The sequence below is a fragment of the Aureibacillus halotolerans genome (genome assembly GCF_004363045.1).
GTDB lineage: Bacteria > Bacillota > Bacilli > Bacillales > DSM-28697 > Aureibacillus > Aureibacillus halotolerans.
Genome location: NZ_SNYJ01000018.1, coordinates 1 through 13,262 on the forward strand (window position 1 = coordinate 1; position 13,262 = coordinate 13,262).

The following is a 13,262-nucleotide window of genomic DNA, read 5'->3' on the forward strand; positions in this document are numbered from 1 at the left end:
GGACAGGTGACCACCTCTCCCTCCATTGTAAAGGGTTTTTTCATTGTATAACGACTTGTTTATTGAACATTCTTTGTATTTTTAATGATCAGTACTTTTAATGCAACGCTAGTGAGGTGCAGACTACTTTGTGATACAATTAACAAAAAAATCAACAGTGAAACTAATTAGGTTGTAAGAGGTGAATTGAAAGGTATGAAAATTGATGATATTGCCAAGCTGGCCAACGTCTCGAAATCCGCAGTGTCGCTTGCATTAAACGGAAAAAAAGGGGTAAGTGCAGAAACGCGGAAGAAAATTATTGAGATCGCTCATTCACATGGATATATCACTCGTCCCTTATTAAACGAACCGATGAAGGAAGCTTCCTCTAAATTACTCCGCTTGGTTGTTTCTATAAATGCTGGGATCGTTACTGAGCAGTACGACACACTTCCATTTTTCACAGAATTCATTCATAGTTTAGACAAAACTACAGGATCGAAAGGCTACTCTCTCATTGTTTCTCCAGTTCGAATTGAATCTATGTTTGAAGATATCCGTCGATTGGAGTTTGAACAAAAATCAGCAGGCATATTGTTTCTAGGGACAAATCTTACCAAGGAACATATGAACATTATCCCTACCCTGCATTCAAATATGATTGTTCTTGATACGTGTTTTCCATCGACTGGTGTAAATTTTATTGTGATGAATAATGAGCTAGGGGCACATCAAGCTGTTCAACATTTATTAAATTTAGGTCATACAACTATCGGCTATGTTGAATCGACAACGCGAATGTACAATTTTGAAATGCGTAAAAAAGCGTTTTTACAAGCTCTCGCTGATCAAGATTTGCAGATCAGCAAGCAGAATTTTTTCCATCTCCCACCGACAGATATTACGTCGCAAAAACAGTTTGAGAAGGAGTTAGCTGGGAGGAATGACTTACCCACAGCCTTGTTTTGTGAGTGTGACTACATGGCCATAAGTACGATTAAGTCCATTACAAATGTTGGATTACGTGTCCCTGACGACATATCCGTTGTAGGCTTTGATAATATTTTCGAATCAAAGGTAGTAACACCTGAGCTTACAACAATCCATGTAAAGAAAGACAAAATCGCTTCTTTGGCAGTTGAAAAATTGATTCGTGCGAATGAAAACGAAGAAGAGAATGATACGTTAAAAATACTGGTCGATACTGAACTCGTCATACGTGAATCATCTGCGTTATTGGTGAATTCACAACAAACACATCAACAAGGACAAGGTTAATTTAACATTCGTCGTAATATACACGTTTACACTGCTGCCCTATTCATTGGGCGGTTTTTTTAATTCAACTCACATTTCACAGATCAAAATACGTAGGCTCAACATTGAATTTAGAAAATAAAAAAAACACTATACAATTCATATTTCATTTAGTAAACTAATTATAAACAACTAAACTTTTTTAGCGAAAGAGAGCTGATAATATGCGCAGTTTGTCGTATGTTGGTTTATTGTTTATGGTGTTTGGTCTTTTTGCATGTTCCAACAATGAAAGCGCTTCAAAACAAAACGAAAGCGCCGACCAGTCCGGTCAGACAGAAACTGAAGATGCCCCGCCCGAACCATTTGCTTTTTCAATCATGGCAAACCTGCACACCCCTGAAGTACCTGATGACAAAATTCTAAATGCTTTAGAGGAAAACACAAACACAGACATTGACATTCAATGGGTACCAGACAACACGTATGTGGAACGGTTGAATTCTGCGTTTGCAACGAATTCATTTGCTGATGCTGTGTATATGAAAAATCAAACCACCTTTGTTCAATTTAAAGAAGCGATTCGGGACGGTCAGTTTTGGGAGATTGGTCCTTATATAAACCAATTCGAGAATTTAAGCAAACTCGATGAACAAGTTTTAGGCAACACAATGGTTGATGGCAAACTCTATTCTCTTTATCAAGGACGTCCCCTTTCTCGTCAAGGATTCATTTTCAGGAAGGACTGGGCGGATAATTTAGGGTTAGAAGCGCCAACGACGACCGATGAGTTTGCTGAGATGGTTCGCGCGTTTACGGAAGATGATCCGGATGGCAACGGCCTCGATGATACGATTGGTCTCACGGATCGAAGTGATCTCGAGTACGGCGCATTTAAAACGATGTCTTCCTGGTTTAATACGCCAAACAATTGGGGCGAAAAAGATGGTCAGCTCCTCCCAAGTTTCTTGTTTCCAGAATACTTGGAGACGATGAAGTTCCTTCGAGGTATTCACAGTAAAGGGCAAATGAATCAAGATTTTCCTGTTACGAGCAAAACAGATCAAATCGCGCAATTCAAGAATGGAACAGCTGGCGTGTATGTCGGTTCGCTATCTGGTATACAAGGGTTTTATGAGGACGCCGCTGCAATTAACCCTGAAACTGAATTCGGCATTCAAAACAAAATCAAAGGACCTGATGGCACCTATCAAATTTGGGCGATTCCAGGGTTCGGAAATCTAGTGATGTTTCCAAAAAGTTCTGTGGAATCTGAAGAAGAATTATTACAAATTCTTAGCTTCTATGACAAGTTAATGATGCCTGAAAATGCCAACCTAATAAATTGGGGCATCGAGGGTGAGCACTATCAGGTGACGGACGGTCGTGCTGAACTTATTGCCGATAAAGCGATTATAGATCGTGAAGTATACCCATACGGCAGCATCGAAATAGGTGAACCTGCTACCAATGGACGGTATGGAGCCTTTATCGCCACAGATTTACAAGGAAAAGCAGAAGAACTAATTAAAGAAAATGAAGAGTACTTAATTCACGATCCCACGGTGGCATTAGACTCGGTCACTCTCGCTCAAAAAGGTGAACAGCTGAATATCATCATCCGAGATGCAACATGGCAATTCATCATTGGCCAGATCGATGAAGACGGATTTCAGGAAGCCATAGACACATGGAAAAACGAAGGTGGAGATGCTGCTATCAAGGAATACAATGAATCTTTCGCTGAGACTGATTCTTAAAACGACCAAATCGTAGGACTCACATTTACGTTCAAGTGAATTGTTTTGTTAATGACATACAATTAATTAAAGACGGGGGTAATACACATGCGATCTTATTTTCTAACTCTGAGTGTGTTAATGATTATAGTGCTTTTCGGTTGCAGTAATGAGAACGATTCAAATAATACTACTACTAGTGATAACGCTAGCAACGAAGATTCCCCATTCTCTTTTTCCATGATGGCTGTATTGCATTCTGCTGAAGTTCCCGACGACAAGATTCTAAACGCTTTAGAAGAGAACACGAACACAGATATAGATATACAATGGGTCCCTGGCAATACTTACGGGGAAAGACTGAATGCTAGCTTTGCGACCAACTCTTTCCCAGAAGCTGTGTATATCGGAAATCAGTCGACGTTTGTTTTATTTAAAGAAGCGATTAAAGATGGACAGTTTTGGGAGATTGGCCCTTACCTTGATCAGTTTGAACACCTAGGCAAGCTTGATGACCAGATTCTGCAAAATTCAATGGTTGATGGCAAACTGTATTCCCTCTATCAAGGGCGCCCTCTCTCTCGCCAAGGGATGATTTATCGGAAGGATTGGGCGAAAAACCTAGGTCTAGATGCGCCAACGACCACTGCTGAGTTTTACGAGATGCTTCGAGCGTTTACAGAAGCTGACCCCGATGGCAATGGTCTAGATGATACAATTGGACTTACAGATCGAAATGATCTTGAATACGGTGCATTTAAAACGATTTCTTCTTGGTTCAATACACCAAACAATTGGGGCGAACAAGACGGGCAGCTCCTACCTAGCTTTATGTTTCCAGAATATATGGAAACAATGAATTACCTTAAAGATATTCACAGCAACGGGTTTATGAATCAAGACTTTCCGGTCACGAGTAAAGCTGATCAGCAAGCGCAATTTAAGGATGGAACGGCTGGCGTGTATGTCGGTTCGATGGGGGATGTGCAAAGCCTTTACAATGATGCCGTTGAACTTAACCCCGGCATTGAGTTCGGTATTCAAAACAAGGTTAAGGGACCTGATGGCACCTATCAAATTTGGGCAATTCCGGGATTTGGAAACCTAGTAATGTTTCCAAAAAGCGCTATAGAAACCGAAGAAGAGTTATTACAAGTCCTTAGTTTCTACGACAAATTGATGATGCCCGAAAATGCGAACCTACTAAAGTTTGGCATCGATGGTGAGCACTATCAGGTGACTGAAGGTCGTGCTGAAATCATTGTGGATAAAGCAGTCATGGATCGGGAAGTCGACCCTTATGGGAGCATCGAAATAGGTGAACCTGCTACGAATGGTCGTTACGAACTGTATCACACCTCTGACATACAACAATTATCAGAAGAGCTGATTAAAGAGAATGAGGAATATCTGATACACGACCCTGTCGTTGCATTGGACTCTGACACTTATGCCCAAAAAGGCGAGCAGCTAAATCAAATGATTCGTGATGCCACATGGCAATATATCATTGGGCAGCTTGACGAAGAAGGTTTTCAGGATACGATAGACGCATGGAAAAACGAAGGTGGAGATGCCGTTATTAAGGAATTCAATGAATCTTTTACTGCATCCGATTCTTAAAATCTTTCCAGGGAAGTCTAGAAATAGGCATTCTCGATCTGGATGCTCTTACGTCCTCAAAGGTAAAGCCACTCGGCAATCCGAGTGGCTTTTTAACATTAGACTCCTTTTGCCCGCAACGCTTCTAATTCCTCCGCAAGGGCCTCAATCGTTTTGACAAAGGATACCAATGTACCAGAGAGGGCCTCCTGTTGCTGTGACAGTCCAAAGGCTTTGTCTGAGCCTGCATGGACTTTACCTAGCATGTCACGAATATGGCGAATCCGCTCCTCAACCGTCGTTAACGATTCCTCTGACAGCTTAGCAAGCTTGCGAATTTCGTCAGCCACTACGCCGAACCCCCGTCCTGACTCCCCAGCTCGAGCTGCCTCTATCGCTGCATTCAAGCCGAGCATTTGCGATTGATCCGCCACATGCTTCATGGACGATCCTAGTGCGTCAATTGAGTCAATCTCAGTGGCTAGCTGTTCCACGTGGGCATGCGTCAATTTTTGCATTTCAGCACTTTCGTGTGCAGAGCCAGCGACCTGTTTACTGCTCTCCCCAAGCTCATTCATCATGGCACCAAGCTCCTGGATCGCTCCACTAATGCCTTGGACAAGCTCTTTTTGGTTCGTCAGCAACGTTTCAATCTTCGCCTTCTCATCCTCCTCATAGGCTTCAAGAACGAGCTGCGAGTCAAGGTTAAACATTTTAGAGAGGGCGTACACAACCTCTGTCCACTCGCCAGGAATTGTTCGTTGCAAATGCTTGGCCGCAAGATTCTGATACAGAATATAGGTGCCTAGATACCAATTGGTTGTCAAACCAATACGTGAGTGCACACGGCCAATGAATAAACGTCGCTCAATATATTCTTCGTTGATTACTCCGTCGGTCATCGACAAGAAGTACCAACGCTGTGTCTCTTTTAATCGCTCGATCGTGCTATGTTGATTAATGATGTGTAATAGCTCTGGCTGCATTTGAATGTCCGTATAAAGCTCGTCCACGAGTTCATCGACAATATCCTCAAAAGCAGGCTGTGCCTTATGCAAAAGCTGCAAGTCCATCTCAGTTAGTCCAATATAGTCGAACAATTTTTTTCGATCTGCTGTTAAATCAATCAATGTTTTTCTCCCCCAGTAATACTTCTTCAACATATAACGATCATTAAGTATGAACAAATGCAGTCTTCAGAAGATTAAAAACCCCTATTGACAATCTGTTCCTTATCGTATATTTCGGAAGAAGCGGCGAAAGTTTGAAGAGGACATGGAATCATTTTCGAAAGAACTTTTACCGATAATCACGCTGCATTTGCTCTAAGTAAGCGAGGATACCCTTGTCATCAGGATAACTATACAGGTGCGATTCCTTTATTGAAAAAGCCGTTTCTTTAAATAAGGCAATACACGTATCAAGCCCCTGCCACATGCTGTCGTACGTTTCCATGTTGTAGGTCGTTAACAACCTCGCCCACGTATCGTCTCGTATGTAAGCTTTTAGAAATTTATCATTCTTGCCAATGCTAATGGAGAACCCCGTCTCAAGACCGACCTTCCAACGCAGCATTGTCAGCAGCTGCGGGCGAAAGGGATCATTCATATGATCAATGGCAAACAGGATCTCTTTCCTTGCGAGTCCTTTGGCTACATAGGTGGAGGTCATCCAAAACTCGTTGCAGCAATCATGAAATGCTCTCTGTGACGGTTTAAGAATATGATAATGCCGATCTGTCGCTGTGATTGATGTTGGAATGAGGTCATCCTTGTCCAGCAGAACTTCAACGAGACCGTCACTTTGCTCAAAATACGCTTTGTGCTCATTCAGTGGAATTAATGTCAAATCGATCTTTGTGCCATCCGCAAAAATCATCAGATAGGAAAACCAATTGCCAAGCTCTGCTGGGAAAAGCTCCATATCCTCTGGTTTTTGCATTAAAATTCGTTCACCAAAGACATCCAGCCAATCATCATTTTGCTTGAACACGTCCATATCGGTGACAAAATAGCTGAAGTCATAATCCTGAAAGACGTCCTCTTGTATGGTAGGGTTTGTTCGTGAGCCCTCTAAGGTGAATAGTCGAACTTCTTTATGAGACTGTGCGAACTGCATGCCGAGGTCCATCATCTCCGCTTTGCTGCGCATATGCAGGTCTCCTTTCTTTTGATAAGATAAAATCATTCCACATGAAAATCATTGGAGGGTCTATGAATCATTTTTTCTTCTCGTTTTTGAAAGAGCACTTTGACAATTTCACGCTGCGACCGCCCTTATTTTATTTATGGCGTTATGGACTTCGTTTTGAAATATCCATGCCTTGGGTTGAACACCAGAAACGTGAGAACCTACAGCAAATAAAAGAAAGAAGCCTTGGGATTTTTAATCATATGTTTCATGATTCGGACGAGATGTTTCTTATTACAGACATTCAATGCGAGAGAACAGATCCCTTCCTGCAAAAGAGACCATTAAAGCTATACCTCAACTATGTGAAAGACAACGAAGTGATACGGAAGTTACAGCACAGGCTGCTGCCAAGCGTCTTTATAGAAGATGAGGCTGACGAAGAATGTGGTGAGATGGTGACGCATCGATTTATTCTTCCATGTAAAAAGAAGGATTTTCGCTATCAGGCGCTTTTAGAGGCCATCAGCTACGAAGACTTTCCTCAACCGTCTCAGATTGCAAAGGGCCTTTCCGGAAATGCCAAAGACGTGTATTTCGTCAATGAGACCAAGAAAATGATTTACCATCTTTACGATGACCGAGGTTGTGATGTCATCGCCGCTAATAAAGCGGACTTGCAACCGCTCTATGACGAATTCAATGATTGGATTTTGGACTATGATCGTGAGAAGATCGATCGGTTGTTTAATCCCAAAGTCTAAAGAGATAAATGAGTTCAGTAAATCAACTTGTCTTCGAAATGAGATTCACCTTATTATATACAATTCTATGATTAATTTTGAGTACGACACCATCCCCCCTTCAAACCCTTCATAGATTTGAACAAAGGGTAGTTATTCCATATAATAGAGTTTAATCAAGGTTTAGGGTAAAAAATGAGTTATTATGGGGTGAGCGAGATTGTACAGTATTCATCAGGTTGCCAATCTTTGCGACGTAACAACGCATACTCTTCGTTTTTACGATAAAGAAGGACTGCTGCCTTTTGTCGAGCGAAACGAAGCGGGAAATCGCGTATTCTCGGAAAGAGATTTAGGGATTGTAAAATTCATTTGTTGCCTGAGAAATACAGACATGCCTATTAAAGAAATCAAAAAATATATCGAATTGGGTGTAAATGGCGAAAGCACCGTAGAGTTGAGGAAAGATATTATCCTCGCTCACCGTAAAGAAGTAATAAGGCAAATCGATGTATTAAAAAAGAATCTAAACCTAATTGAACTAAAAGTCGCTTTTTACGATTCTTATAAAGTTGACTTTCATAATGAACATTAATTAGGAAACTTTCATACTTAATTTTGGGACTGTTGGAATACTCTTCGTATACGCGAGGGGTATTTTTTGTGACAAATAATATGCTGTCGACTTAAACTACACTCTAATGTGATTAAACATAAACAGGAAGAACGCCAAGTATAAACGTTGTTATCATGACTGTTTTCACACTGATTATCGTGAAATTGACGAAATGAAATCTTTCTTGACTTCGACAATACTTTAACGGCTACCATAGAAACAGACGGAAGCACCCAGTCAACCCTTTAAGTGGTGAGGTGATTGATAAAGAGACATTAACCAAACTAAATGTAGATACTCCGTGTTAATCCAATGTTCACCATTGCAGAGGCGATAAAACGTCCGAACGTATCAATTATTCTAGACTCGAGGAGGATTGTAAAATGGGGCATGAAAATAACTGGAGATCGGTGGATATACCATCTCAACGTGGACGGTCAGCCGTTGTCACAGGTACTGGAGGATTAGGTTACGAAACCGCCCTTGTGCTTGCGGGTAAAGGGATGGATGTTATACTTGCAGGCCGCAACGCCGCTAAAGGGGAGGCGGCGGCGAATGCAATTCGCAACCAAGTCTCATCAGCCAATATTCAATTTGAATTGCTCGACCTTGCCAATTTAGAATCCGTGAGAGCATTCGGGCAACGTATGAGTACATCACTTCAAAAACTCGACGTGTTAATTAACAATGCTGGCGTCATGAGTCCACCGACCCGAAAAACGACCAACGACGGATTTGAATTGCAATTTGGGACCAACTACCTTGGGCATTTCGCTCTGACGTCTCACTTAATGCCTCTCCTTCGCAAAGGGAAAGATCCGGTCGTTGTTACACTTTCCAGCGTAGCTGCGCGCCAAGGTGTGATCGACTTTAACGACCTGCAGGCGACACATCACTACAAAGCGATGCCTGTTTATCGCCAATCAAAGCTGGCATGTTTGATGTTTGCCTTCGAGTTACATCGCCGCAGCGTTGTGGCTAGTTGGGGCGTGCGGAGCATTGCAGCCCATCCAGGCATTTCGCGTACGGAGCTTATGCCAAATGGAGCGGGTAAGTTCAGCATCAATGGCATTCTCCGTCGCGCTATGTGGTTTATGTTTCAACCAGCTGCTCAAGGGGCCCTGCCAACGCTTTATGCAGCGACAAATCCAAACGCAAAAGATGGAGGGTACTACGGCCCCGACAAAATGAACGAGACGCGCGGGTTTCCAAAAGAAGCCAAAATGCCCGAACAATCCCTTGACCAAAAGGTTGCCAATGAGCTCTGGAATCTTTCTGAGCAGTTGGCCAATGTGAAATATTAATTCAATAGCCACCTATCGTTTCTTTCAGGTTGTGGCACACCGTTCGCCGATTCATCGAAGCCTTGGGTGGAGTGGATTTGTTGCACGGACAATGCAAAGAACGAGGAAAGCGAGCGTTTGTCAGTAGCCAGATCGTTTTGAAATAGGTGTCTCGCTAGGGTCCGTTAGCTTTTTTAAATTTGTTGTTTTTAAATCACCTCTATTGTAATCTTTAATCTCGCACTCCACTTGATCATCATACATTTCATAAAAAGAGCGTGCCTGAAAAGAATAGTTTTTAAAAGTGCCTACGTCGCTCCTTTTTCTTCTGTCATTATTTCAAGATTTTTCTTTCACTTAACGACAGCGCCCACTGTTTTCGAAACTTATCGTGCTGCGCATAATAAAACGCATTGCTTGACTGTTATACAGCAAGCAATGCGTCTAGGTTATTTTATCTTTTAAAGGCCTCATCAAGTCGCTCTTTAATGAGCTGACTATTTTTTCGCCGATTCGCACGTTGCTCATGAATCACTTGCGAAACACTTTTCTTTGAAGGAGCAAACAAGAGCGCATCTTTTGGTTGAGTACCTATTGCTTCCGAAACGACACCATTCAATGATACATACACCTTACTCGCCATGTTGCATCCCTCCTAGCAACATTCGTGCCAATTCAAACACAAATGCATTTTTATTTATTATAGCACGTATCACAATATCTTTGGAAGCCATGAACTTGTCAGTGTTCCATTCTGATCCACAAGGTAAATGAAATGTTAAAACATGCTCTGGAAGCTGGAGACAAAAATAAAAGGTGTCATTTGATTCCTTAAAAAACACCTGATCTGCTCGCTCTGGATCATTATATGTAAGTGCAACGAATGAGTCTTTGTCATCTAGAGTATAATACGCATCTCCAGTAGCAGAACCTGTCTTCTCTACGACTACCATGCGATCCTTCTGAAACTTATATAAAGTAACGGCTGAACAAGTATTGAAAGACCCTATAACCTCCTGAACGAAACCATAATCTTGCTCTACATTGTCACCATGTACCGAATGTTGGAGGGATTCCAAGAAGACTTCAAGGTTATGAAATCCTTTGATATTTATAGTTGGTATAATACTCGTCAGCGTGTCGAAAAATAGATCATATTTCTCCAATTGGGCTTCATTCGTTTCGATGGCGTCTTTAAAAGGCATCAATTGGATGCCTCTTCGTAAGAGGTCACTAAAATACATTTTCCAGTCATTCGCGACAGCAAGGGATATATCCTCAAAATAGATTCCACGTCTCTCAATGTCATGGATAAAAAACCAAATATAAGGATCTATATGAGGTGACAACTCGCAAGACCGTAAAGTCTCAACAATTTGGGAAGCCTTTGGGAAGGCGGCCGTTTCATCTTTATAAGAATCCACAAACTCCTCTACAAAGCCCTTCGCCCTCCCGAAATACTCCTTCTTTACATCACTTTCCACAAAAACTAGAATGGTTTTCTGTCGGTTACAAGCTTCAATGAGTTCCATGTGGGTTACAGTGCGTTGAGACTGTTCATAAAACGTACCAGCTTTATTTGATATGAATAGTAAAAATGCATCTGATTGCCGTACACATTCTATACATTTTTGAACAGGATGTGTATGGACATCCCATGCACCAAAATTTTTTTCAAACAGTATTGGTTCGTGCCCGAGCTCTTTTAGATGGTCCCACATACTCACTCGCAAAGGAGCGAGTGAATCTTGAGCAACTGAACTGATAAAAATTTTTGTTTTTGTAAACAACGCTTCTTCACATCCTATAATTGCACTGAAATGAGCATACCACAATTAAAAAATATAACAATTGTGAGAATTCCATAAATCAACTACTTACTTTCGCAAATGTTTCAAACGACCAGATTTAGAATAAGGGTCACTCTGCACACTTGCCAGATCTAAGTATTCTTTTGATCTAATCTTGATACACTCCACATCTTGGCCTCGCATACGCAGGTATTTCATCTTCAGCACAGCTAAAATACTCAATTGTAAAACGTCCTTTGTATCCGAAAATCGTTCCATAGTGTTTATTCTTCACTTCTACCTTGATATGAAAGGTTTCTTCTTTCTCATCATACCATTCCTCTGCCTCAGCATGGCCTGAAAAAAAGCTTGGTATTGGAATTTTTAATCTTTTTTTATAAAAAGCCAATGGACCTGACGAAAGTCTAATTCCTCCATTAGACAAAACGGAAATGTCGATGTCCGTTTTCAAATCCTGATCAATTCCTAAATAGTCTACGATTCCTTGCCTACTGGGACTATACATCATCGTCGCATCGAAATGTCGTGTTCTGTCAAAATGAAACTTCCGTATCCAAGCCATACACTCGCTACCGTAAGAATTTTGATACGCATAATTCTCCAGCGTAAACGGAATGTCCCTTCCCCTTTCTGGAAAAGTGACGTGCTTATATGTACCCAGTTGAAGAAAAGGGTACATATAAGCACGACCGCCCCATATTTCCTCCATTACGCCCTTACATAGGCATGCCGTCTTCTCATCAATTGTCAGCCCGAATTTTTTCTGAATTTGCGGATGGAGCTTCTTATAAGATTCACCCATAGCTTGTTCATATATGGATCTCATTGTTTCACTCCCCACGAACTCGTTGTCTTTTACAGTTAGAAGCGTTAGGTAAATCACCATTGAGCAATGCAATCAAGGATAAACCGATCATCGCCATTGTGATTGTCGTTGGATTAAAAGGAGCAGCAAAAATACTCCATTGGCTCATCAACGCACCGAAACCTAAACACACAAGGGACAGAATGTTTATCCTATGAAGCATTTTTGTTCTACTAAAACGAAGGATAAGCAATCCAAAGAGGATTTGGGCGGTTCCTAACGCATATAAAAACAACGCCTCATGTCCTTGAAACATTCCTGTTCCTCTGAATAAGGCTAACTCGCCCGCATCTTGAAAAAGGATTTTAGGAACGAGTCCTTGATAGACCCAGATAAAAGCTAAAACAATGCTTACAATTGAATGGATCATACTTTTATTAAATGAGAGGCGCGGGGGGATTTCTTTTTCCAACCATAATTTTAAACAATCAAAACTCCATGCCGTCGCCCAGCCCATCAATGGTTTAAAGAGCTGATCAAGCATCTTCCCTGCGAACCCAAACCTTGTTTTATAATCGTACTGTGTGATGAACTGAATGCCAGCATCGGTTTCAACATACTTCCAATAACCGCTCCCCTCTTTAATTAATGAAAGAGGATGATCTGTCCAAAATTTTAATGAGGACACTCTTTCCCCATCTTTATGTATCGTTCTTATACTTTCCCCTTTGCCTGAAATCCGCATTCCCATACCAATCTTCGTTGTATAAAGAAACCTTTGCGGATCACTCTCTTTTTCTTTTGGCAAATAGTCAATCTCAGAAAACCGTAAATCCCATTGTTGATGGAGGTCTGGATTTTGCGTGTATTCCCATACATTTAGCATATCGCTATTGATCAATGTCTCCACATAAATCGGCTTCGTTTTTACCATCTCTTTTCCCCTCATTTATTGCCATCGTTCTTGGTCAAACGAGTTTGCAATCGTTTTTCCTCTATTCAAGCTTTATAGTCTGTCACGGTTAACACTATTTGGCTTTCAATAACCCTGTTCAATTCATTACAAACTAATTTGCCAAGACCCCAACCGCCCCCACCAATACCTTTTTTCATGTATTCGCGCTGACCCCATACCGACATTTTATCCATTAGTATTGAATGTAGGCAAAGTTAAAAGAAGGACAAACTTTAAATATTTCAGTCTAAAAGAGATGCGCATTTAGCACAGAGATAAATTGTTCGAGGTAACCATCGATAAATTTAAATAAAAAGGAATGTTTCAATATTTCAGCAC

12 protein-coding genes are annotated in these 13,262 nt (G+C 41.3%); 6 read left to right on the top strand and 6 right to left on the bottom strand.

Translation table 11 applies throughout. From position 1 onward, the window contains the following. Window positions 1–195 precede the first annotated feature (195 nt). The 3 genes from EV213_RS16485 to EV213_RS16495 all read left to right on the top strand — a co-directional run bounded on the left by EV213_RS16485 (window position 196) and on the right by EV213_RS16495 (window position 4,601). Complete coding sequence (locus EV213_RS16485; protein WP_133581662.1) at window positions 196–1,260, top strand: LacI family DNA-binding transcriptional regulator; 1,065 nt, start codon at window positions 196–198, stop codon at window positions 1,258–1,260. A gap of 203 nt (window positions 1,261–1,463) precedes the next feature. After that, entirely contained in the window at window positions 1,464–2,999 is a 1,536-nt protein-coding gene (locus EV213_RS16490) for an extracellular solute-binding protein (protein WP_133581663.1), read from the top strand. Between the two features lie 87 nt (window positions 3,000–3,086). Continuing rightward, window positions 3,087–4,601, top strand: coding sequence for an extracellular solute-binding protein (locus tag EV213_RS16495; protein ID WP_133581664.1), 1,515 nt, complete (start codon window positions 3,087–3,089; stop codon window positions 4,599–4,601). Between the two features lie 98 nt (window positions 4,602–4,699). Here the strand turns inward: EV213_RS16495 and EV213_RS21240 are convergent, their stop codons facing one another. Both EV213_RS21240 and ant(6) read right to left on the bottom strand, forming a co-directional pair. Next, a complete protein-coding gene (locus EV213_RS21240; protein ID WP_133581665.1) occupies window positions 4,700–5,710 on the bottom strand; it encodes a globin-coupled sensor protein in 1,011 nt (336 codons plus the stop codon). A 169-nt stretch (window positions 5,711–5,879) separates the two neighbouring features. Beyond that, complete coding sequence (gene ant(6) / locus EV213_RS16505) at window positions 5,880–6,731, bottom strand: aminoglycoside 6-adenylyltransferase (protein WP_133581666.1); 852 nt, start codon at window positions 6,729–6,731, stop codon at window positions 5,880–5,882. 62 nt (window positions 6,732–6,793) lie between these two features. On the opposite strand from ant(6), the gene EV213_RS16510 reads away from it, so the two are divergent. The 3 genes from EV213_RS16510 (at window position 6,794) to EV213_RS16520 (ending at window position 9,373) form a co-directional block, all read left to right on the top strand. After that, a complete protein-coding gene (locus EV213_RS16510) occupies window positions 6,794–7,474 on the top strand; it encodes a DUF3885 domain-containing protein (protein ID WP_133581667.1) in 681 nt (226 codons plus the stop codon). Between the two features lie 199 nt (window positions 7,475–7,673). After that, window positions 7,674–8,048 carry a MerR family transcriptional regulator gene (locus EV213_RS16515; RefSeq protein WP_133581668.1) on the top strand — a complete coding sequence of 125 codons (375 nt, stop codon included), beginning with the start codon at window positions 7,674–7,676 and terminating at the stop codon, window positions 8,046–8,048. A 404-nt stretch (window positions 8,049–8,452) separates the two neighbouring features. Further along, on the top strand, window positions 8,453–9,373 hold the full coding sequence (locus tag EV213_RS16520; protein WP_133581669.1) for an oxidoreductase: 921 nt from the start codon (window positions 8,453–8,455) through the stop codon (window positions 9,371–9,373). Window positions 9,374–9,806: 433 nt separating this feature from the next. Here EV213_RS16520 and EV213_RS16525 read toward each other — a convergent pair whose 3' ends face one another. The 4 genes from EV213_RS16525 to EV213_RS16540 form a co-directional block, all read right to left on the bottom strand. Further along, entirely contained in the window at window positions 9,807–9,995 is a 189-nt protein-coding gene (locus EV213_RS16525; RefSeq protein WP_133581670.1) for a hypothetical protein, read from the bottom strand. Next, a complete protein-coding gene (locus EV213_RS16530) occupies window positions 9,985–11,142 on the bottom strand; it encodes a DUF4062 domain-containing protein (protein ID WP_166639365.1) in 1,158 nt (385 codons plus the stop codon). Before EV213_RS16530 ends, EV213_RS16525 begins: the two co-directional genes overlap by 11 nt. Window positions 11,143–11,311: 169 nt before the next feature. Beyond that, window positions 11,312–11,989, bottom strand: a complete 678-nt coding sequence (locus tag EV213_RS16535; protein ID WP_166639366.1) for a DUF4166 domain-containing protein — start codon at window positions 11,987–11,989, stop codon at window positions 11,312–11,314. A 4-nt stretch (window positions 11,990–11,993) separates the two neighbouring features. Beyond that, window positions 11,994–12,902 carry a DoxX-like family protein gene (locus EV213_RS16540; protein ID WP_133581673.1) on the bottom strand — a complete coding sequence of 303 codons (909 nt, stop codon included), beginning with the start codon at window positions 12,900–12,902 and terminating at the stop codon, window positions 11,994–11,996. Between the last annotated feature and the right edge of the window lie 360 nt (window positions 12,903–13,262).

Coding starts and splice junctions, on each gene's coding strand:
- EV213_RS16495 (WP_133581664.1), top strand. CDS start 3,087: ATGCGATCTTATTTTCTAACTCTGAGTGTGTTAATGATTATAGTGCTT.
- EV213_RS16520 (WP_133581669.1), top strand. CDS start 8,453: ATGGGGCATGAAAATAACTGGAGATCGGTGGATATACCATCTCAACGT.
- EV213_RS16510 (WP_133581667.1), top strand. CDS start 6,794: ATGAATCATTTTTTCTTCTCGTTTTTGAAAGAGCACTTTGACAATTTC.
- EV213_RS16535 (WP_166639366.1), bottom strand. CDS start 11,989: ATGAGATCCATATATGAACAAGCTATGGGTGAATCTTATAAGAAGCTC.
- EV213_RS16490 (WP_133581663.1), top strand. CDS start 1,464: ATGCGCAGTTTGTCGTATGTTGGTTTATTGTTTATGGTGTTTGGTCTT.
- EV213_RS16485 (WP_133581662.1), top strand. CDS start 196: ATGAAAATTGATGATATTGCCAAGCTGGCCAACGTCTCGAAATCCGCA.
- EV213_RS16525 (WP_133581670.1), bottom strand. CDS start 9,995: ATGGCGAGTAAGGTGTATGTATCATTGAATGGTGTCGTTTCGGAAGCA.
- EV213_RS16540 (WP_133581673.1), bottom strand. CDS start 12,902: ATGGTAAAAACGAAGCCGATTTATGTGGAGACATTGATCAATAGCGAT.